14 protein-coding genes are annotated in these 22,283 nt (G+C 67.1%); 8 read left to right on the top strand and 6 right to left on the bottom strand.

Annotation, left to right across the window (positions count from 1 at the left end; all coding sequences use genetic code 11):
* Positions 1–61 precede the first annotated feature (61 nt).
* From C563_RS0115575 to C563_RS0115555, 5 genes are all read right to left on the bottom strand, one after another.
* The gene (locus tag C563_RS0115575; protein WP_051083548.1) at positions 62–6,190 is read right to left on the bottom strand and encodes an Ig-like domain-containing protein; all 6,129 of its coding nucleotides are present in this window, start codon (positions 6,188–6,190) and stop codon (positions 62–64) included.
* 189 nt (positions 6,191–6,379) lie between these two features.
* Positions 6,380–7,582, bottom strand: a complete 1,203-nt coding sequence (locus C563_RS0115570; protein WP_026264932.1) for an adenylate/guanylate cyclase domain-containing protein — start codon at positions 7,580–7,582, stop codon at positions 6,380–6,382.
* Positions 7,572–8,168 (bottom strand): PH domain-containing protein, encoded by a 597-nt coding sequence (locus tag C563_RS0115565; RefSeq protein WP_018762997.1) that lies wholly within the window; start codon positions 8,166–8,168, stop codon positions 7,572–7,574. Before C563_RS0115565 ends, C563_RS0115570 begins: the two co-directional genes overlap by 11 nt.
* Positions 8,161–9,069 carry a biotin--[acetyl-CoA-carboxylase] ligase gene (locus tag C563_RS0115560; RefSeq protein ID WP_018762996.1) on the bottom strand — a complete coding sequence of 303 codons (909 nt, stop codon included), beginning with the start codon at positions 9,067–9,069 and terminating at the stop codon, positions 8,161–8,163. Before C563_RS0115560 ends, C563_RS0115565 begins: the two co-directional genes overlap by 8 nt.
* A gap of 119 nt (positions 9,070–9,188) precedes the next feature.
* A complete protein-coding gene (locus C563_RS0115555) occupies positions 9,189–10,076 on the bottom strand; it encodes an SDR family oxidoreductase (protein WP_026264931.1) in 888 nt (295 codons plus the stop codon).
* A 215-nt stretch (positions 10,077–10,291) separates the two neighbouring features.
* Here C563_RS0115555 and C563_RS0115550 point away from each other — a divergent pair, with 215 nt between their 5' ends.
* The 4 genes from C563_RS0115550 (at position 10,292) to C563_RS0115535 (ending at position 15,586) form a co-directional block, all read left to right on the top strand.
* Entirely contained in the window at positions 10,292–11,875 is a 1,584-nt protein-coding gene (locus C563_RS0115550; RefSeq protein ID WP_018762994.1) for an acyl-CoA carboxylase subunit beta, read from the top strand.
* 11 nt (positions 11,876–11,886) lie between these two features.
* On the top strand, positions 11,887–12,114 hold the full coding sequence (locus tag C563_RS0115545; protein ID WP_043424302.1) for an acyl-CoA carboxylase epsilon subunit: 228 nt from the start codon (positions 11,887–11,889) through the stop codon (positions 12,112–12,114).
* A 95-nt stretch (positions 12,115–12,209) separates the two neighbouring features.
* Positions 12,210–13,895: a DUF885 domain-containing protein gene (locus C563_RS0115540; RefSeq protein ID WP_018762992.1), complete on the top strand. Its 1,686-nt coding sequence runs from the start codon at positions 12,210–12,212 to the stop codon at positions 13,893–13,895.
* A 251-nt stretch (positions 13,896–14,146) separates the two neighbouring features.
* Positions 14,147–15,586, top strand: a complete 1,440-nt coding sequence (locus C563_RS0115535; protein ID WP_026264930.1) for a dicarboxylate/amino acid:cation symporter — start codon at positions 14,147–14,149, stop codon at positions 15,584–15,586.
* Between the two features lie 145 nt (positions 15,587–15,731).
* Here C563_RS0115535 and C563_RS0115530 read toward each other — a convergent pair whose 3' ends face one another.
* Positions 15,732–16,292 (bottom strand): hypothetical protein, encoded by a 561-nt coding sequence (locus C563_RS0115530; protein WP_018762990.1) that lies wholly within the window; start codon positions 16,290–16,292, stop codon positions 15,732–15,734.
* A gap of 175 nt (positions 16,293–16,467) precedes the next feature.
* On the opposite strand from C563_RS0115530, the gene C563_RS0115525 reads away from it, so the two are divergent.
* The 4 genes from C563_RS0115525 to C563_RS0115510 all read left to right on the top strand — a co-directional run bounded on the left by C563_RS0115525 (position 16,468) and on the right by C563_RS0115510 (position 22,282).
* Complete coding sequence (locus tag C563_RS0115525) at positions 16,468–17,139, top strand: TetR/AcrR family transcriptional regulator (protein ID WP_018762989.1); 672 nt, start codon at positions 16,468–16,470, stop codon at positions 17,137–17,139.
* Positions 17,140–17,155: 16 nt separating this feature from the next.
* Positions 17,156–19,678 (top strand): MMPL family transporter, encoded by a 2,523-nt coding sequence (locus C563_RS0115520; protein WP_018762988.1) that lies wholly within the window; start codon positions 17,156–17,158, stop codon positions 19,676–19,678.
* 9 nt (positions 19,679–19,687) lie between these two features.
* Positions 19,688–20,332 carry a Maf family protein gene (locus C563_RS0115515; protein WP_018762987.1) on the top strand — a complete coding sequence of 215 codons (645 nt, stop codon included), beginning with the start codon at positions 19,688–19,690 and terminating at the stop codon, positions 20,330–20,332.
* A gap of 129 nt (positions 20,333–20,461) precedes the next feature.
* A complete protein-coding gene (locus C563_RS0115510; RefSeq protein WP_051083546.1) occupies positions 20,462–22,282 on the top strand; it encodes an acetyl/propionyl/methylcrotonyl-CoA carboxylase subunit alpha in 1,821 nt (606 codons plus the stop codon).
* Position 22,283: the final 1 nt, after the last annotated feature.

Below are 22,283 nucleotides of genomic sequence, written 5' to 3'. Positions count from 1 at the left end.
CGATGGGGACCTCTATCCCGTGTACCGCTCATTCCGGGGCACTTGCCCGGCGCCGCGGCGGCTATGGCGTTGCCCCTGTCGGGAAGGTGCACAGCGGTACACCGCTTTGCGCGGGAGAGCCCAGGGTGGTGTGCAGCGACTGGATCCAGCGGGTGGCGTTGGGCGAGCCGCGCATGATGTAGTACCACTGTCCGTCTCCGCTGTATGTGGTGCCGTGCGGCTTCCAGCACATGACATCGAACGTGTCCAGGTGCGACATCCAGGGCCGGTCGTAGCCGCCTTGGCCATCGCAGGTATTCCTCGACGGGTCATATGACGTGGCGCCGGGCAGGTCGGTGCAGCTGCGGTCCATGCCGGGACCAAGCCGCGTGGTCCAACGGGTTTTCGCGGCACCCGACTGCGCGGAGGCAGACGCGACCGGGCCACCGGTGCCGCGCGAATTGACCGTTTGTACGTCGATCGAATGCCGCTCGTTGAATCCGGCGGTGTTGATGGTGCGGTTGCCGGAGGCAGCCACCCGTTCCCAGCCCCCGCCGTCGATCCTGATCTGGGTGTAGGCGATGTCGTGGCTGCCCGCCGCCGGGGATGCCCAGCTCAAGGTGAGGTTCTTCTGGTTCTCCGCGCCGTCCTGCCCGGCGGCCGACGGCGTGCCAGGAGAACCGTACGGGTTGGCGGTGGCCGGCGTGCTGGCGTCGGAACTGGGGGCCACCGAAGAGTTGGCGATGACGGTGATGGCCGTGGAACTGCCGTTGGCGAATCCTCCGACGGTTTGCCCTGGCCTGATCGGACCGGCCTGTCCCGTGCTGGCCCGGTAGGTGTAGCTGACTTCGGCGTACGTTGAGCCGTTGCGTTCGGCGGCGGTAAGTTCGCGGAAGTCGATGGTGACGGAGCGCCCGGCTCCGCCGGTGTTGGCTTCCGTGGCGCTCACGCCGGAGACTTGCGCGAGCTTGCCGGTGGCGCGGCGCGGGGCGGACGCCGCACTGACCGCGCCCTTCCCGGCCTTGTTCTCGGCCTGCACGGTGAAGGTGTAGGCCGCTTCGGAGTTGTTGGCGGTGAAGTTGGCTGTCCGGACGGTGCCGGCCACCATCTGGGTTTGGGCTGCCCCGCCGCCGCCGCTCATGGTGACGTAGTAGTTCCTGATGGCGTCACCGTTGGTGTTTGGCTCGTTCCAGTCCACCTTGAGCTGGTTCGAGGTTCCCACGGAAGATGCCACGGACGACGTCGGAGCGGCGGGTGCGGCGGGGACACCGGCAGGATTGTCCTCGGCGGAGTACGGGCTCCAGTCTGAGGGGCCCAGTTCGTTGACTGCCTGGGCGCGCACCTTGTACCGGACGCCGTTGGTCAGCCCGGGCCAGGTGTAGTTCAGCCCGGTCACGCCGTTCTTGACCGCCGCCCCATTCGCGGGCGGCGGTGAGATCTCAAGGTTGTAGTTCTTGACGGCCGAACCCTCGGTTTTGGCTGTCGGCCACGTGATTTCCATGGTCTTGTCGCCGGCCTTGACGGCAGGCGCGTCCGGCGGCGACGGCTTTTCGTCCGGCCGGATCTCATTGGAGGCCGGCGACGGGTCGGATTCCCTGACCTCGTTCGTGGCGGTGACGGTGAAGACGTACTTGACGTCGTTGGTCAGGCCGGTCAGCGTGCAGGTGGTGGTGGCACACTCCTGGCTGAAGCCGCTGGTGGAGTGCACGGTGTATTTGGTGATGGCCGCGCCGTTATCCGACGGCGGTGTCCACTTGAGCACGGCCGTCCGGCTCCGGACATCCGTGGCCGTGGGCGCGGAGGGCGCGTCGGGCCGGTCACGGACGGTGATCCGGACCCGTCCGTCGGTCTGCCGGGATACGTCTCCGGTCTTGTCCATGATGGTGTAGCGCACCACCATCACGCCTTTGAACCCGCTGGCCGGTGTGACGGTGATCGAGTCCCCCGCCACGGCGGGCTGCCCTGCGGCCGATCCGGTCTCCACGGTGGCGGAGGTGATCCTGAGGGGCGTCTCCGGGAAGGGGTTGTAGTCGTTGGCGAGGACGTTGACGGTCTCGGACGTGCCGGCGTTCGCTTTGTCCACCACGTCCTCGTTGGCTGTGGGAAGCGGCCGGTTGGAGGCCACCACGGTGGCGGTGATGGTGGCGCGGACCGGATCTGAGCGGCCGTCGGTGACTTTGAGCGGGATGCTGCCTTTCCAGCCGGCTGCCCGGGCTGAATCGGGGGTGACCTTGAGGGTTGCCTTGTCCACTGTTGCGTTGAAGCCCTCGGGGAGCGCGCCGTCGAGAGCGAAGGCGAGCTTGTCCTGGTCGCCGGCGTCAACGTCCTTGGCCAGGTCGCTCAGGTCCAGGGTGGCCGACTCGCCGGCGGGAACGTCGAGGGTGGCTCCGCTGAAGGTGGGCGGATGGTTGGCGTTGGGGTCCGGGATGACTTTGGTAATGATGCTCAGCGTTGACTTGAGGCCGGCGGGGTCGTCCGGCCCGGTGCCGTCCGTCACCTCGAAGGTGATGGAGCCTGGACCCACGTAGTCCTTGAGGGCGGCATAACGCAGGGCATTGCCGTTTCCGGCCACCACGTTGTCCGGTTCCCCGCCCAGGATGCGGACCCTGTCCACCTGGGTGATCCGGGGCGTGCGGCCTTCCCGCACCCGGACGTAGTCCGCCAGGTTGAGGGTAATGTCCTTCCCGGACATGACTTCCACGGTCTCGGTCTTGGCCAGCGTGGGGTGTTGCTCCCCCTGCCCGGGCACCCAGATGACCGCCGTCGCGCTTTGGCCGTCAACATCGGTGACAGTGTAGGGAACCAGCTGGTCGGCCGGCCCAAGCCTGACGCGCACGGTGCCGTCGCCGGTGACGCGGGCGTTGGGGTTCCCGTCCGGCAGGCCGATCTTCAGTTCGGAGGCCACGCCGTCGGGGTCTGAGTCGTTCTTGAGGACCGGCACGTCCACGGCGGACTTGCCCAGCGTCTCTGCGGGGGTGACCACATCGTCTTTGGCAACCGGGGCCTTCAGTGCGGCATCAGGGCTGGCCTTAACCCGGATCACTGCACCGGACTGGGCTTTCTTGTCGTCCTGGATCTTGTAGCTGACGCTGTCATTGCCGGCAGCGTTCGGGGCCGTGAGCAGCACCTTGCCGCCTTCGGCTGCCTCCACGGCGAGGTCCGGGCGGGCCTCGAAGCCGTTGGACACCAGGGTGATCGGGTCACCGTCCGGATCTGAATCGTTGGCGAGGGCTTCAACGGCGATCTTGCGTCCGGGCCGGACTTCAATGGCGTCGTCGACTGCGATGGGCTTCTGGTTGGTGGCTTCCGCGGGTGCGATGCCGACGATCACAGTTCCGGTGTTCTCGGCCCCGACCCGGTCGCGGACCCGGTAGGTGAAGGTGTCAGTGCCGGCTGCATTGCCCGCTGCGGTGAATTCGAGGTAGCCGTCCTTGACAACGGCCGTGCCCATGGCGGGAGCCTTGTCCACCCCGGTCAGCTGGACGGAGTCGCCGTCGCTGTCCACGCCATCGAGGGGTACCGGGATGCGGACGGTCATGCCCGCCACCACCCGGGCGGTGAGGTTTCTTGGTTCTGGCCGGGTATTGAGTTGGTCGTCGCGGGCCCGGATCCGGATCGTGACCTGCTGTGAGTCGGACTGGCCTGATTCGTTGGTGACCTTGTAGATCGCGTAGACGGTTTTGGGTACGTCGCCGGCGATGAACCGCACAGTTCCGCCTGCCGTGAAGATGCGCCCGTCCGCCGGGTCCGGCTGCTGGGCCAGCTGCGGGTCAAGGGTGAGGGCGCCGCCGTTGGGATCGGTGTCGTTGGCCAGCACGGGGATGGTGACGACGTCGCCGGCACGGACGGTGGCCTCATCCGGCTTGGCCTGGGGGGCCTGGAGTTTCGCCGGTGCGGGGACCACCAGCACGGCGATCTCGCCGGTGGCCGAGGCTTTGCCGTTGGAGATGGTGTATTTGACGGTGAGCTGGCCCTGGGCGCGGATGTCGGTGATCCGGACAACGGAATGGTCCAGCACGGAGACGCTGATGGGCAGGCCGTCCGCGGCCGTCACGGACTGGACCACCAGCACGCCGCCGGAGGGGTCGGAGTCATTGCCGAGCACGTCCACCAGCACGTTGCCGCCACTGGGCAGCAGTGCGGTGTCGCGCACGGCGACGGGGGCGCCGTCGCCGTTCCCGGGCACGACGTCGACACGCACCAGTTGCTGGGCGCTGGCCGGTCCGTTGGTGGCCAGGTAGGTGACGTAGTGCGCGCCCTCGGCGGTGGAATTGAACGTGAAGGTTTGTTGGTCGGCGCCCATGGTGGCGGTGGAATTACCGTCCGGGGTGGCCTGGGCCAGGCGCAGCGCCCCGCCTTGCGGGTCTGAGTCGTTCTTCAGCGGCGCGATCACCGTGTCCACCCCGGCGACGGCGACGACGTGGTCCGCGTTGGCGATCGGCGGCAGCGCCCCGGGCGCGCGGACGTCGACGGTGACCTTTCCCTCGGTGGTGGCCCGGCCATCCGAGACGGTGACGGTGACGGTTTTGCGTCCCGGTTCAGCACCGGAATCCTGAAAGCTGAGCAGGCCGTCAGGCCGGACCCGGACTTGGTCGCGGGGGTCGCTGCCGCTGGCACCGACCACGAAGAGGTCGTCGCCGTCGGGGTCGATCCAATCGGTGAGGATGTTTTGGCTGACGACCTTGCCTGCCTGCACCACCAGGGTGGTGTTGCGGTTGGGCTTTTGCCGCGGTGCCGAGTTCTCCCCCGGCGGGACGACGTTCAACGTGACATCGGCGGAACCGGAAAGGCCGCGGCCGTCGTCCACCGTGTATTTGAACGCCTCAGAGCCCGTTTTGTCGGCGCCGACGCTGACCTGGAACCCGGTGGCGCCGTAGATCGGCGCGAGCAGGCCTGACTTCAGGGGGTCGGGCGTGCGAACGGTGAGGACGTCGCCGTCGGGGTCCGAGTCGTTGTCCAGCACGGGAAGGACGGTGGTCTTGCCGGCGCGCACGCCAAAGGTGTCCGGTTTGGCCACGGGGGCGTTGTTGGGTTTGGTGCGGTCCGGCAGGACGGTCTGCTGCACCTCATCGGCCGAGTCCTTGTCGGCGTCGTCCGAGGTCTGTTGCGGCGGGATGACGTCGTCCCAGTTGTTGACCAGCTGCATGTTCTGGTTCACCAGCCACACATTGCCCGAATTCACATCATTCAGGACCACCAGGTCCCGGTTCACCCGGAACACATACGACGGCGACGCACTCGCCTTCGGCACCGCAACATTCTTATCATCCGCATCATTGGTGCAGTCCCGGATGTACTTGTTCGCACCCGACCACGCCGCATGCACACACCCGCCCAACTGCACCGGAGCCGCAGGCACGCCCTCACCATCAAACGAGACCGTCTTCGCCGCCGCCCCGTCCAGGGGCTGCTTCAACAACGCCTTCCGCGTCGCAACGGCAACAAAATCACTGCCCGGCCCCGCCTGCTGCAACTTCGCATCCCGCGCATTCTCCAACACCAGCCGCTTACCGCCGGGCAAGAACAGGTTCCCCGCCGCAGCATCCAACACCACCGGCTTATCCCCCACCACCGTCATCTGCAGATCCCCGGAACCCTTCAACCCCTCCCAGGTACTGGACTCCGAGGACATCACCGCACCATTGGCATCCACCCCCGTCACGGACACCACCCCGGACTTCGGATCCGCCGAATAAATCCGGTCATCAGACCCCACCGCGGAAACAATCCCCTCAGAACCCACCATGACAGGCTCCGACGCTTCCTCATCAAAACCATTCACCGTCGACGGCGACACCGCCCACACCTTGCCCGACGCCGGATCCGTCACCGAAATCGTCTGCGCCCCAAAACTCACCGCAGCAGAACCCGGCAACCGCTTATCCCCACCCAGGCGCATATTCGCCGGCGACACCTGGTTCAGCGTCGAACCAGTCGCATCATCAACAAACACCTCACCCGCATGCTGCAACACATCAAACGTCGTCGACGCCGGCGTCACCGCACCATCAAGCACCCGCGAAGGATAATTCAACCGCCCAACAGCATTCTTGGACTTCGACACCACCCACACGCCACCATCATTCAACTCAACCTCAGTGGTCTTAAACCCCGGATACAACACCGCACCCGTCACCACCACAGCCACCACCACACCAAACGCAGCCCCGGCGGACCACCGCGAGCGCAGCAGCCGGCGTTTCGAGGGCATGGCGGAACCAAGGTTTTCAGCGCGCGATTGGTCGCGACGTTCCATGAAGTGTTATCCCCCGATAGCTCTCTGCCCCTGCCGGCAGCCGGTGGCACAGGACCCCGGGCATCACAACCATACCGCTATCCGCCAACAAGTGGACAAATTGTTTTCGGGCAGCCCCGGGTCACCCGTCGCCGGGTGGCGCCCCTAGTCCAGGACCAGACCCTGGCCGCGTCCGCGCGTGAGGCGGACGGGTTTGATTTCGCCGAAACCGCGGACATTTTCCGGATCCTGGGGAATCATGACGAACCGCTCGTCGTGCTCCAGGGCGGAGGCGGTCATCGAGTCCACCAGCACGGTTCCCGGGTCCGCGAGCGTGGTCAGTCTGGCTGCCAGGTTGACGGTGGGGCCGTAGATGTCACCGAGGCGGGACAGGATCCTTCCCCACACCATGGCCACCCGGGCTTCCGGGAGGATTTCGTCCGCGGTGAAGGCTTCGGCAAGCGCCAGGGAGATCTCTGCACCAGCGGCGGGTGTTTCGGCAATGTACAGGACTTCATCGCCCACGGTCTTGACCAGCCGGCCGCCGCCCACCGAGATGATTTCAGCGCATTTGTTTTCGAACCGCTGGACCAGCCGGGCCAGGGTTTTTTCGTTCATCCGCCGGGACAGGCTGGTGTAGGACACCAGGTCGGCGAAGCCAACCGCGCGTGCCAGCGGCAGCGGCGCATCGTCCTCGTCGCCTTCCCGGCCTTCCTCGCTGGCCTGGAGGCCGGCCTCGGCGCGCACGGCGAGCCGCTGGACGCCTGCGTTGAGCTGGCGGCGCCATGAGTACACGAGCACTTCCTCGAGCGCGTCCACGAGGGCCGGCAGTTCGTTGACCAGGCGCTTGCGGGCCACGGCGTCCGTGACCCCCTGTTCGTGGACCATGTCCTCCACCAGCGCCTCGATCTGCCACACGACCATGCGATCCGTCATTTGGCCGATTGCCCGGGTGACTGAAATCGCCGCTTCCTCGGTGAGTTTGCCGGCGCGGACCAGGTCCACCACGGTGGACAGAGCCGCCTGGTCGCGTTCGGTGAAGGCAACGTCTTCGTCGCCAAAGTTCGGGAAGCCAAGGGCGCGCCAAAGTTTGCGGGCGGAGAGGAGGGAAAGACCGGCGCCGGCGGCCACTTCACGACGACGGAGCTTGCGTTCCCCGCCAAGGAGCCGTGCTTCCAGGGCCTTCATGGCGAGGCGCTCGGCGGACATGGCACCGGTGGGCGGGTGCCTGTCTGCGCCAGTGTCGGGAGCGGAGGTGCCGGGTGCGGAGGTGCCGGGCGCGGCCGCGTCGACGGCGGCGGCGGTGTCGATGGCGCCGATGCCGGGATCGATGCTGTTGACGCGTTCCTGCTGGTCCTCATCGGTCATCCCGTCCACCTTCTCTCATGTCCTCCGGAAAAGCACCGGCGGGATAAAACGTCGCATCCGGCAGGGCATCGGCCTGGTCCGGCAGTTCCCCGATGGCGTCGAGGATAAAGTCGCGGAACCGGGCAACCTCGGGCACGTCCGGAAAGGTCACCACGCCCTGGTACCCGGTTTCCAAGGATATATTCCCGGAGCGCACCAACCGCTGAAGGAGCGATTCATGGACGGTCAGGTTACGCACGGATACCAGGTTCACTTGTTGGTCACGCCTGTTCAGCATGCCGTACCGGGCCACCATCCGCTGGCTGGTCAGGGTGTACCGGGTTCCCTGCCAGCGGAGGAGCCGCGGCAGGCAGTAGCCCAGCCACACGGCGGCGACAGCAAGGACGCAGCCGGCCACGAGCCATGATGTCCATTGCCGGTTCAGGACCGGCGCCACCCGGGCAGCGCCGCCGCGGATGATCCAGGCGCTGGCAAAGGCTGCCAGCGCGGGGGCGAGCACGAAGGCTGCGGCGGCACCGGCGAGCTTCCTAGGCTGCGGGCGGGTGGTGACGATGACTTGTTCCCCGGGAAGGAGGCTCTTACGCATAACCGCCTTGGCCGGAGTCTTCCGGTGCTGTCCACGGCCTCAGGTGCACCACGTCGCCGGCCGTCACCACATGCTCCCGCCCATCGCGGTCCACCACCAGCAGGGAGCCGTAGTCATCCAGCCGGGAAGCGTGTCCAATGATCTCGTGGTCGCCGGGCAGCTGTGCACGAACCTGCTTGCCCAGCGTGACCATCACCGCCTCTATCCGCTTGTGCAGGGAAGGGCCGCCGGCCATCCCGGCCGTGGGGTCGCCGTCGGCGTTGCAGAAACTGCGGTACAAGGTGGCGAAGTGGGTGAGGTAGCTCTTGAGCAGGACGGTGCGGTCGGTGGTCCGGGCGCCTTCAAGTGCCACCGATGTTGCGGTGGGGACCGGGAGTTCGCGTTCGCGGAGGGTGACGTTCAGGCCGGTGCCCAGGACCACCGCGGGCACCTTGCCGTCAGCCATCGGACCAAGCTGGGCCAGGATGCCGGCGATCTTCCGGCCGCGCACCAGGACGTCGTTGGGCCATTTGAGCTCGGCCGGGATGCCGGCGGTATCCAGCAGCGTCTCGCGCAGTGCGAGGGCGGCGATGAGGGACAACCAGGAGTAGCTCTGGGTGGGGAGCGGCCGGCCCTCCGCGTTGACGGGACGCAGCACCACGGAGACGGACACCGAGCTCAGCGGCGGCGCTTCCCAGCGCCTGTCCAGCCGGCCCCTGGCGGCGGTCTGGTATTCGGCCGTCAGGACTGAAAGGTCCGGCCAGGCCGAAGGGTCCACCGTGACGGCACGAAGAAGGTCAGCGTTGGTGGAGCCCGTCGAGTCCACGACGTCGATCCGGGAAATGCCTGTGGCGGAGAGGAAACGCTGGTCGGCCAGGTCCACTCGGTTCAGGGGGGTGCCCGGTACGTGCGTGTCATCCATACCTGAATCCTACCGAGCGAAGCTGGAGACTACCCATCAGCACGGATTCCTCCCGGGACCGTCCACCACCCGCAACAACAGGGAGGTGGCCGGGCGGTCCGGGCGGGACCCAACCGGCCCTAGAGGAAGATGTCCGGAACCAATTGGTCCTCGGCCGCACCGAGGCTGTAGGGCCGGAAATCAGTGACGCCGGCGCCCGCCAGGACCTGCTCGTCCGTGTAGAAATTGCCCGATTCCGCATCTCCTGCGGCAAGGTGGCTTCCGGTCAGGACGGCGTGGGCAGCATCGGCCATGATCTGCGGGCCCCGCGCGGCCAGCACCATCGTTGAGCCGTGGGGCATGTTGCGGATGGCGGCCGTGTCGATCAGGGTGCACGGCCAGAGCGAGTTCACCCGGACACCGTCGGCCTTCAATTCCTCGGCCAGGCCCAGCGTGGTCAGGCTCATCCCGTACTTGGCCATGGTGTAGGCGAGGTGCTTTCCCGCCCATGAGGGGTGGAGGTTCAGCGGCGGGGACAGCGTCAGGATGTGCCCGTGCGCCGAGGCCCGGAGCGCGGGGAGCGCCAGCTTGGAGAGCAGGAAGGTACCGCGGACGTTGATGTCCTGCATGAGGTCGTACTTTTTCATGTCGACGGCGTCCGTGGTGGACAGGTCGATGGCAGAGGCGTTGTTGATGACGACGTCGATGCCGCCGAAGCGCTCCGTGGCGGCAGCGACGGCTCCGGCCACGTCCTCGTCCCGGCGGACGTCGCCCACCAGGGGCAGCGCCTGGCCGCCGGCCTCCACCAGTTCTTCGGCGGCGGTAAAGACCGTGCCCGCCAGTTTGGGGTGGGGCGTGCCGGTCTTGGCCAGGAGCACGATATTGGCGCCGTCCCGGGCCGCCCTCTTGGCGATGGCCAGGCCGATTCCGCGGCTTCCGCCGGAGATGAGGATGGTGCGTCCTGCCAGGGAACCGGCTGCCCGGTAGGGGCTCCGGGGTGCCTGCAAAGCCTCGTCGCTTGAAGTCATGGAAACACTGTAGCCCAACTAAGTTACTGGCGGGTAACATAACGGAGAGGGTGCTGGAACCGCAGAAAATTGTAGGTTCCCTACAGCTGCGGGTGCACAAACCGTCATTAGACTTGCCACCAGGGTCCTTCTTTTGTGTGGATGCTACTTAAAGCTCCTGCGAATGCGGACCGACTGCCAACAGAACTGACTTGCTACAGAGCCGGAGACACTTGATGAGCCACGATCTGACAACGACAGCGGGAAAGATCGCAGATTTCCGCGACCGCCAGGCGCGTGCCGCACAGCCCTCCGGCCCCGAGGCCATCGAAAAGCAGCATGCCCGCGGCAAGAACACGGCCCGCGAACGCATCGAGCTGCTGCTGGACGAAGACTCGTTTGTTGAATTCGATGCCCTCGCCGTGCACCGCTCCACGGCATTCGGCATGGAAAAGAAGAAACCGCTGGGCGACGGCCTGGTCTCTGGCTACGGCACCGTGGACGGCCGGCTGGTGGCCGTCTACAGCCAGGACTTCAGCGTCTACGGCGGCTCGCTGAGCCAGGTCAACGGCGAAAAGATCGTCAAGGTCCAGGAATTTGCCCTCCGCAACGGCTGCCCCGTGGTGGGGATCCTGGACGGCGGCGGCGCACGCATCCAGGAAGGCGTGGCATCCCTTGCCATGTTCGCGGACATCTTCCGCAACAACGTGCACGCCTCAGGCGTCGTGCCGCAGATCTCGCTCATCATGGGCCCCTCCGCCGGCGGTGCCGCCTACTCCCCCGCCCTCACCGACTATGTGGTGATGGTGGACAAGACGTCCCATATGTTCATCACCGGCCCGGACGTCATCAAGACCGTCACCGGGGAGGACGTGGACATGGAAACGCTGGGCGGTGCCCGGCAGCACAACGCCACCACAGGAACGTCCACCTACCTGGCCTCCGACGAAACCGACGCCATCGAGTTCGTGCGCGAACTGCTGGACTTCCTGCCCTCCAACAACCTGTCCGAGGCACCCGTGCTGGGACACCAGCAGGAGTTGGAGGTCGACGACGACGACCTCGCCCTGGATGCGCTGGTTCCGGATTCCGCCAACCAGCCCTACGACATGCGGGCCGTCGTCGAACAGATCGTGGACGACGGGCACTTCCTGGAGATGCAGGCCCTGTACGCCCCCAACGTGATGATCGGCTACGGCCGCGTCGAGGGCCACACGGTGGGCATCGTGGCCAACCAGCCGCTCCAGTTCGCCGGCACCCTGGACATCGCCGCCTCCGAAAAGGCGGCCCGGTTCGTGCGCCACTGCGACGCCTTCAACATTCCCATCATCACCCTGGTGGACGTTCCCGGCTTCCTTCCGGGCAAGGACCAGGAGTTCCAGGGGATCATCCGCCGCGGCGCCAAGCTCCTCTACGCCTACGCCGAGGCGACCGTCCCCAAGCTCACGGTGATTACGCGCAAGGCCTACGGCGGCGCCTACATCGTGATGGGCTCCAAGAAGCTCGGCGCCGACCTGAACCTTGCATGGCCCACCGCGCAAATCGGCGTCATGGGCGCCCAGGGTGCCGTCAACATCCTCTACCGCCGCGACCTTGCCGCCGTTGCGGAAAACGGCGGGGACGTCGAAGCGCGCCGCGCCGAGGTCATCCGCCAGTATGAGGAAGAACTCCTCAACCCCTACCAGGCGGCAGAGCTGGGCTACGTGGACGCCGTGATCGCCCCCTCCGACACCCGGGTCCAGATCATCAAGGGACTGCGGGCACTGCGCGACAAACGCGCCAGCCTCCCGGCCAAGAAGCATGGGAACATCCCGCTGTGACGCCCGACCAGATGCCGGTGGTTGAGCCTGCCGAAACCCCGACCGCGCCGCTGTTCTCTGTCGTCAAAGGACAACCGAACGCCGAGGAACTCGCCGCGCTGGCCGCCGTCGTCCTGACCCTCGGCGGCCCGGCGCCTGCCAAGCCTGCCGCACCCAGCGTGCGGCACTGGGTGCGCCGGCAGCAGTTGCGGCTCGCGCCGTCGCCCGGCCCCGGCGCGTGGAAGCGCAGCCACGGCTGACGCTCCCCAGCGCCTCCCTCACCTCGCTTCGCTCGGCCAGGGAACCCGCGGCCGCGTGGGCCCGCCCTGTCCGCCCGGCCGGGTAGTCTCGGAATGTGACTACAGACACTGCACCCGCCGCGCGCCCGCATACCCGCATCGACGCCGTCGCCGATGACTACACCGACACCCTCATCAGGCTCAACCCGACCTTCGCCACGACTCTCGGCCTGCCGGGCCACGAGACGGAATACCAGGACTTCTCTCCTGCCGGCATCGCAGGTTTCGCCGAGGCCGCGCGAGACGCGCTGGCCGCACTGGAGGGCCTGCAGCCGGAAGACGACGTCGACGCCGTCACCCTGGACGCGATGCGGGAGCGGCTCGGGCTGCAACTGCTGATCCACGCCTCCGGCTGGGAGTATGCCGAGCTCAACAACATCGCCTCCCCCGCCCAGGACATCCGGGCCATCTTCGACCTCATGCCCACCGCCACCGCGCAGGACTGGGAGCACATCGCGGGCCGCGCCGGCAACGTGCCGGCGGCCATCAGCGGCTACATCGAATCCCTCCGCGTCGCCAGGGACGCCGGCAAAGTGGCCGCCGCGAGGCAGGTCCGGATCGTCATTGAACAGGTCACCAAGTACGCCGCCGACGACGGATTCTTCGCCAAGCTGGCCGCCGGTGCAGCCACCGCCGGCGGCCCCCTGCCCGCGCCGCTCCAGGAAAAGCTCGACGCCGGAACCGGCGCGGCCCGGAGCGCCTACGTGGGGCTGGCAGAGTTCCTGCGCGCCGAACTGCTCCCGGCAGCACCCGAAAAGGACGCAGTGGGCAGGGCGCGGTACGCGCTGGCTTCGCGTGCATTCCTCGGCGCCGAAGTGGACCTGGAAGAAACCTACGCCTGGGGCGTCCAGGAACTGGAGCGCCTCATCGCCGAACAGGAACGCGTCGCCGACAGCATCAAGCCCGGTGCCACCATCGCGGAGGCCAAGGAAATCCTCAACAACGATCCCGCCCGGCAGCTCAAGGGGACCGATGCCCTGCAGGCCTGGATGCAGGATCTTTCGGACAAGGCCATGGCCGGGCTCGCCGGCGTCCACTTCGACATCCCCGAGGCCATGAAGACCCTCGAATGCCGGATCGCCCCCACGGACGAGGGCGGCATCTACTACACCGGCCCGTCAGATGACTTCAGCCGCCCCGGCCGCATGTGGTGGTCCGTCCCGGCCGGCGAGGACACCTTCACCACCTGGGCCGAGACCACCACCGTCTACCACGAGGGCGTCCCCGGCCACCACCTCCAGGTAGCCACTGCCACCTACCGCCGCGAACTGCTCAACAAATGGCGGCGCAACGTCTGCTGGACCTCGGGCCACGGGGAAGGCTGGGCCCTCTACGCGGAGAAACTGATGCAGGAGCTGGGGTACCTCACCGATCCCGGCGACCACCTGGGAATGCTGGACATGCAGCGCATGCGGGCTGCCCGCGTCGTCTTCGACATCGGCGTCCACCTCGAACTGGACATGCCCGGGCGCTGGGGATCCGGCACCTGGACAGCAGAGACGGGCTACGGCTTCCTCAAGGAAAACCTCCCCATCAGTGAGGGCCAGCTCAACTTCGAGTTCACCCGCTACCTTGGCTGGCCCGGCCAGGCACCCTCCTACAAGGTGGGCCAGCGGCTCTGGGAACAAATCCGCGCCGAGCTCGAAGCCCGCCCAGGGTTCGACCTGAAGGAGTTCCACACCAAGGCCCTCAACATCGGCTCCGTAGGACTGGACACCCTCCGCCGGGCGCTCTTGTCTTGACCCTGAACTGCGCGGCCCCAAGGGGCCCATCCTCTGCGCGCTGCTCGTTCCTCGCTTTGACACGCGCTGCCGGATGGGCCGCTTGCTGGCTCCGCGGGAGACATTAAGCACACCCATCGTGGGAATAAGTAACAAATACCGCTGCCTGCCTTGTGTTCACGGGTGTTTCCAGCGCATAGCACAATTGTTGCCGCGTAATATTTCTCAATATTCTTTCGACGTGGTATGCGGTGCAGGTCTAGCTTGTTCTGGTGACCACTCAGACAAGCACCCCATCCTCCGCGGGGAAGACCGGATTCCAGTTGCCCAAGTGGGCTTCCTCCTTCGGCTTCCAGATCATCGCCGCCCTCATCGTGGGCTTGGGCCTCGGCCTGCTCGCCAAGTACACCGGCAGCACCAAGACCAACCCGAACGCCCTCGGCGCCACGCTGCAGACCATCGGCTCGAGCTACGTCTCGCTGCTGCAGACCGCCGTTGTTCCGCTGATCTTCACCGCCGTCGTCAGCTCCATCTCCAACCTGCGCCAGGTATCCAACGCGGCAAGGCTGGCATGGAACACGCTCCTGTGGTTCGCCATCACGTCCCTGATCGCCGTGCTGATCGGAATCGGCCTGGGCGTGCTGCTGCAGCCCGGCGCCAACACCGGCATCACCGAGGAAGCCAAATACACCGGCAAATCCGGTGACTGGTGGGCATTCCTCGTGGGCCTCTTCCCGAAGAACTTCCTTGGCCTCGGCGCCAGCTCCACGGTTGCCGACTCCGGCGCAGTCACCACGTCGGTCAGCTTCAATGTCCTCCAAATCCTGGTGATCGCGATCGCCGTGGGCGTTGCGGCCCTCAAGGTGGGCAAGGCCGCTGAACCCTTCCTGAACCTGAACGCTTCGGCCCTTGCCGTCATCCAGAAGGTGCTGTGGTGGATCATCCGCATCGCCCCGCTTGGCACCATCGGCCTGATCGGCAACGCCGTCGCAGTCTACGGCTGGGACACCATCGGTTCCCTGGGCAAATTCGCCGTCGCGATCTACGTGGGCCTGGCCCTGGTCCTGTTCGTGGTCTACCCCATCCTGGTCCGCAGCCACGGCCTGTCCATCAAGCAGTACTTCTCCGGTGTATGGCCGGCCGTGCAGCTGGCCTTCGTGTCCCGCTCCTCGGTGGGTACCCTGCCGCTGACCCAGCGCGTCACCGAACGCAGCCTGGGCGTCCCCCGGGCCTACGCTTCCTTCGCAGTGCCGCTGGGCGCCACCACCAAGATGGACGGCTGCGCCGCCATCTACCCGGCCGTTTCCGCGATCTTCGTGGCACAGTTCTTCGGCATCCACCTGGACTTCAGCCAGTACGTGCTGATCGCCCTGGTCTCCGTGCTGGGTTCCGCAGCGACTGCAGGCACCACCGGCGCCGTAGTGATGCTCACGCTGACGCTCTCCACGCTGGGACTCCCGCTGGCCGGCGTCGGACTCCTCCTCGCCATCGACCCCATCCTGGACATGGGCCGGACCGCGGTGAACGTGGCGGGCCAGGCGCTGGTTCCCACCATCGTGGCCAAGCGCCAGGGCATCCTCGACGAGTCGCTGTACAACGCACCGCGCAACGGCACCCCGTTCGTGGACGACCACGAAACCGCAGCCGGTGAGCCCACCGACGGCACCACTGCCGACACGGCACCGCGCGAGCTGCAGGACGCCAAGGCGTAAGGGCAGCCGCACAGCATGAAGTCCCCCGGGAAAACTTCCCGGGGGACTTCATGCCGTTAAGGGCTTCATGCTGTTAAGGGCTTCCTACTGCCCGGGGCGTCCACCGGCCAAGGGAAACGCAGGCCCGCCCGACCGGAGGAATCAGTCAGCGCCCGCCGCCACCGATCACACCATTCTGGACCGCCTTGGTCACGGCATCGGCTTCAGCCTGCGTCAGCTTCCCGTCCGTCACAGCCTTGTCCAGGCGGGTCTTGAGCTCAGCAGCGTGCTCAGACTGCTCATCGCTGCGGATCTCCTGGAGGGCCGCCGTCACCTTCGCTTCGTCGATGCCCAACGCGCCGGCCAGCGACTTCGCCAGCGCCGCTTCCCTGGCGGCCGGGTCCGGTTTCTGCCCCTCGGCCGGGGCAGTGGGCTTGTTGGCATCGCGGAAGGCCTTCAGCGCGTCCTGGACTTTGGTTTGGTCCACGCCGAGCTTCGCGGCCAGCGCAGCAGCCCGGTCCTCGCCGTGTCCGCCACGGCCACCATGCCGGCCCATGCCGTCGGGGGCCCCGCCATTACCTGAGTCAGCCGGGGCGCTTGAGCTCGCGCTGGGCGCGGGCGCGGGTGTCGTGGTGGTTGCGGAGGCCATGCCGGCCACCCCGATCCCGGCGCCGAGGACCAGCGCAGCCGCTGACAGGCCCAGGGTCATCTTCTTGGTACGTGACATCTTCCGTCTCCTGATTCGCCGTCCTGCGACGGCTGTAGGTTTATGCCTCTCTCACTGAGACACACCAAGCATCCACCGCGAGCTTCAGGAAAGGCTGTTGGGAACCTTTCGATCTCCTGTGAATGCACGTGAAAAATACTTGCATGTAGTGCAAAGTTGCACGTAGTGTAATCCTGTGCCAAACACCTCCCCCCACGACCAGCAGGCACCCCCATCACGGCGGGAACTGAACAAGGCAGCCACCAGGCAGGCCATCACGGACGCCGCCCTGGAACTGCTGCGCACAAAAGGTCCGGGAAACTTCACAGTGGAGGATATTGCCGACGCCGCCGGGATCTCGCGCCGCACCTTCTTCAACTACTTCAGCAGCACCGACGCCGCGCTGGCGTCCATCGTGCACGGCTTCCTGGACACTGCCATCCAACAGTTCCGGCTCCGCCCGGCAGAGGAGCCCATGCTCGAATCGGCCCAGGCAGCCCTGTCGGCCCTGGCCGATCCCGAGGCCGTCGCTCCACTGGCGGAACTGTTTACCCTGACCCAGCAAAGCTCCCTGATGGCCCACTCCGAACTGGAGGCATGGGACCACTGCCGGGCGCAGGTCTTCGCCGTCGCCCGCGAGCGCCTCGCCGGCACCCCGGGCGGGCAGGACGAACTCTATGTCCATGCCTTGGCCGGCTCCATCATCTCCTGCGGCAAAGCTGCCATGGAGGTCTGGTTCAGCCGGCGCGGCCCCGACCTCACGACAGGGTCCCTGACCGAGCTGCGCCAACTGTTAATTGATTCGATTGCCCTGCTGGGCACAGGCTTCGCTCCCCCTGCTTCACCTTCCGCTGTCCGCTCCTCCTGATCAGATCGGTTCCCGCATGGCACTCCTCCTCTACCGCCTTGGCAAGTTCTCCTACCGCCGGCGCTGGCTTGTCATCTCCTTGTGGCTCGCCGTGCTGGTGGCCGTTGGCGGCTCGGCCGCAGCGTTCCACGGCACCTTGTCCAACAACTTCCAGATCCCGGGCACAGAGACCCAGCGGATCGCTGACAAGCTCAAGCAGGACCTGCCGTCGGCTTCCGGCGGCAGCGCCACGATCGTATTCGAAGCCCCGCCCGGCGGGTTCACGGACCAGGGCCGCGCAGCCGTCACGGACGCGCTGAAGAAGCTCCAGGCCCTGCCCGAGGTCCGCGGCACGGTTGACCCGTTCGCCACCCAGGCCCAGGTGGACCAGGCAGCCAAGGCGATCACCGACGGTGAACAGCAATTGGCCGCCGGCCAGGCCCAGCTGGACTCCTCACGGGCACAGCTGGAGGCAGGCAAGGCCCAGCTGGCCGCGGCCGAGCAGCAGCTCACGGCCGCAGGGGCACCGGCTGCGGTGATCGACGCGCAACTGGGCCAGCAGAAGGCGGCACTGGCAGCAGGCCAGGCCAAGCTCGACGCCGGAACCCGGGACCTGGAGGCCAGCAAGGCCAAGCTGGAGCTCGGCAAACGCCAGGCCCAGGCGGCCTCCGCCATCCGCTTTGTCTCGGAGGACAACCAGGCCGCCGTCGCCCAGGTCCAGTTCAACACCTCCATCAACGGGCTCTCCCCGGCGGTCCGGAAACAGGTCCAGGACATCGCCCATGAAACGTCCTCAGCCGGCGTCACGGCACTGGCCAGCAAGGAGATTACGGAGGACATCTCGGCCCTGTTCGGCACGGCGGAGATCGTGGGCATCGCCGTCGCCGCGCTGGTCCTGATCCTCATGCTGGGTACCCTGATCGCCGCCGGCCTCCCGCTGCTGATGGCCATCATCGGCGTCGGAGTTGGCGTCGGCATCACCTTCGCACTCTCCGGCCTGTTCGACATGAGCTCCATCTCCCCCATGCTGGCCCTCATGCTCGGCCTCGCCGTCGGCATCGACTACTCGCTGTTCATCGTCAATCGGCACCGGACCCAGCTCCTCGCCGGGATGGACGCCGAGGAATCGGTGGCCCGGGCCAACGGCACCTCGGGCAACGCGGTGGTCTTCGCCGGCCTCACCGTGATCATCGCCCTGGCCGCCCTGGTGGTCCCCGGGCTGCCGTTCCTCACCGTCATGGGCCTTGCCGCAGCAGGGACCGTAGCCGTGGCCGTGCTCGTGGCCATCACGCTGACCCCCGCCATGCTGTCCCTGATCGGCCGCCGCATCATCTCCCGGCGGGCGTGGGCCAAGGCCGAGGCGCACAACGCCGAGCCGGGCCATGAAGCCGCGGACCTCGCCACCGACCGCCAGCGCAGCACCCGCGGCTGGGGCGGACTCGTCACCCGGCACCCGTGGGTGGCACTGGTGGCCGGCGTCCTGGTACTCGGCACCCTGGCGCTGCCGGCAACCCAACTGCAACTGGCCCTGCCGGACGGCGGCTCCGAGCCCGTCGACTCGGAGGCCTACCAGGCCTACGACCTGACGGCGCGCAGCTTCGGCGAGGGCGTGACAGGTCCGATCGTGGCGGTGGGCGAATTCCCGGCGAACCTCGACGCGGCCCAAGCACAGAAGCTGCAGTACGACATCGCGGACAAGCTCCGCGCCGTTGACAACGTGGTGGCCGCCGTGCCGGTAGCCCTCAGCGATGACCGCCGGACCGCCGTGTTCCAGGTCATCCCCAAGGAAGGCCCCGCCAGCGCGAGCACCGTCAAAGTGGTCGCCGAACTGCGCGGACTCAACGGCGAAATCCAGTCGGACTACGGCGTGGCCATGGGCCTGACCGGGCAGACGGCCGGCAACGTGGATGTCTCCACCAAGCTCGGCGCCGCCCTGCCGCCCTACCTGGCGATCGTCGTCGGGCTTTCCCTGATCCTGCTGTTGCTGGTCTTCCGCTCCATCGTTGTCCCGCTGCTGGCCACCGGCGGCTTCCTGCTGTCCCTGTCCGCGGCCTTCGGCGCGGTGGTGGCGGTGTACCAGTGGGGCTGGCTGGGTGGCGTGTTCGACGTCGCCAACCCGGGAGCCGTGCTCAGCTTCCTGCCCATCATCCTGATCGGCGTGTTGTTCGGTCTGGCCATGGACTACCAAGTGTTCATCGCCTCCGGGATGCGTGAGGCGTACATGCACGGCTCCGAGGCCAAGGAAGCTGTCCGGGTGGGCTTCCGGCACGCAGCCGCCGTGGTGACGGCCGCCGCGATCATCATGGTCAGCGTGTTCTCCGGCTTCATCTTCAGCCACCTCACCATGGTCCGGCCGCTGGGCTTTGCCATGGCCTTCGGCGTCCTGTTCGACGCCTTCGTGGTCCGCATGACCATTGTCCCGGCCGTGATGTACCTGCTGGGCGCCAAGTCCTGGTGGCTGCCGCGCTGGCTGGACCGGATCCTGCCGGACGTGGACGTCGAAGGGGCCAAGCTCAACCGCGGGCAGGCCGCCCCCACCCCGGGCGAACTGGTCCACTAGGCTGGAACCGTGCACCACCTGATTCTCGCGTCCCAGTCCCCCGCCCGCACCAAGCTCCTGGCCGAGGCCGGCATCCGGCACACGGTCCTGGTGTCCGACGTCGACGAGGAAGCCGTCCAGGAGCGGTACGGCGTCACCGACCCGCATGACACCGCGCTGCTGCTCGCCAGGGCCAAGGCCGAGGCCGTGGCGTCCCTGCCGGAAGCGGAGGGTGCCCTGGTACTGGGCTGCGATTCGGTCTTCGAGTTCGACGGCGAGGCGCACGGCAAGCCCTACACGGCCGACGTCGCCCGGGACCGGATGCTCCGGATGAGCGGCAGCGCGGGGGTGCTGCACACGGGACACTGGCTGGTGGACTGCAGGGACACGGACGACGACGGCCCGGGCGGCCGCGGTTCGGGCGCCACGCTCGGGGCGGTCGCCTCTGCCGAGGTCACCTTCATGGACATGGAGCCGGCGGAAATCGACGCCTACATCGCCACCGGCGAGCCGCTGCACTGCGCCGGTTCGTTCACCATCGACGGCCTGGGTGGGGCCTTCATCCGGAAGGTCGACGGCGACCCGCACGCCGTCGTCGGCCTGTCCGTCTCCACCCTCCGTGGCCTCCTGGCCGCCGCCAATGTGCGCATCACGGATCTCTGGCCCGCGCGGTAAGTCCTCCATTTTCGGGACGCCTTGTAGCTTCCCTACAAAGGAAGCCTGGTTTACACGCGGATTCCGCAAGTAATATCGGCGGAACCCTCAAAACCGCGCTAGGCTCCCTGAAGGAAAGAAGGAGACGCCTTGTCAGCAAATTTGGAGCAGTCCGCAGGTCCCACGCAGTCGACGACCCTCACCAAGGTGCTGATCGCCAACCGCGGGGAAATCGCCGTCCGCATCATCCGTGCGGCCCGGGACGAAGGCATCGCCTCGGTGGCCGTCTACGCCGACCCCGACCGGGACGCCCTGCACGTCAAACTCGCCGACGAGGCCTATGCCCTGGGTGGCACCACGGCCGCCGAGTCGTACCTGGTGATGGACAAGATTCTTGACGCCGCCCGCCAGTCCGGCGCCGACGCCATCCACCCCGGCTATGGGTTCCTGGCCGAGAACGCCGACTTCGCCGCCAAGGTCATCGCCGCCGGCATCACCTGGATCGGCCCCTCCCCCGAGGCCATCTCCGCCCTGGGCGACAAGGTCCAGGCCCGCCACATCGCCGAGAAGGTCGGCGCCCCGCAGGTCCCCGGCACCGCCGACCCCGTGGAATCCGCCGAGGAAATCCTGGAATTCGTGGACAAGTTCGGCCTGCCCGTGGCCATCAAGGCGGCTTTCGGCGGCGGTGGACGCGGCATCAAGGTGGCCCGCACCCGCGAGGAAATCCCCGAACTCTTCGAGTCCGCCGTCCGCGAAGCCACCGCCGCCTTCGGCCGCGGCGAGTGCTTCATCGAGCGCTTCCTGGACGCTCCCCGGCACGTGGAGACCCAATGCCTCGCCGACGCACACGGCAACGTTGTGGTGGTCTCGACCCGCGACTGCTCCCTGCAGCGCCGCAACCAGAAACTGGTCGAAGAGGCGCCCGCCCCGTTCCTCACCCCGGAACAGAACCAGCGGCTCTACGAATCCTCCAAGGCCATCCTGAAGGAAGCCGGTTACCTGGGCGCGGGGACCTGCGAGTTCCTGGTGGGCCAGGACGGCACCATTTCCTTCCTTGAGGTCAACACCCGCCTCCAGGTGGAGCACTGCGTCTCCGAGGAAGTCACCGGAATCGACCTGGTCCGCGAACAGTTCCGGCTGGCCCGCGGCGAGGAACTCGGCTACGGCGACCCCGAGGTCCGCGGCCACTCCTTTGAATTCCGCATCACCGGCGAGGACCCGGGCCGCAACTTCCTGCCCTCCCCCGGCACCATCAGTGCCCTCAAGAACCCCACCGGGCCCGGCGTGCGGATCGATTCCGGCGTGGAGCAGGGCGATGTCATCAGCGGCAACTTCGATTCGATGCTCTCCAAGCTAATCGTCACCGGCGCCACCCGCACCCAGGCACTGCAGCGCTCCCGGCGTGCCCTGGAGGAAATGGTGGTCGAGGGCATTCCCACCGTCATCCCGTTTGATCTCGCCGTGGTCAGCAACCCCGACTTCGCCCCCGCGGAGGGCCCGTTCAAGGTCCACACCCGCTGGATCGAGACCGCCTTCGTCAACGACATCCCCGCCTGGACACCCAGCGGCACCGCGGAAGAAGAGTCGGAGGCCGGCGAACGCCAGCGCGTCGTCGTCGAGGTGGGCGGCAAGCGCCTGGAAGTGGTGCTCCCCGCATCCCTCGGCGTCCCCGGCACCGCCGCAGCCGCCGGCAAGCCCGGCAAGTCCGGCAAGTCCAAGAAGCGCTCACGATCAGCAGGTCCCGCCGCAGCCACGGGCAATGCCCTCACTTCCCCAATGCAGGGAACCATCGTGAAGGTCGCCGTTTCGCACGGTGACGTGGTATCCGAGGGCGACCTGGTGGTGGTCCTGGAGGCCATGAAGATGGAACAGCCGCTGACGGCGCACCGTTCCGGCACCATCACGGGACTGACGGCAACGGCGGGCGAAACTGTGTCCGCCGGCGCGATCATCGCCACGATCGAAGACTAGA

Source organism: Arthrobacter sp. 135MFCol5.1 (assembly GCF_000374865.1).
Classification (GTDB): Bacteria; Actinomycetota; Actinomycetes; order Actinomycetales; family Micrococcaceae; genus Arthrobacter.
The sequence above is the reverse complement of the archived record's forward strand: the minus strand, read 5'-3'. Positions and strand labels throughout refer to the sequence as shown.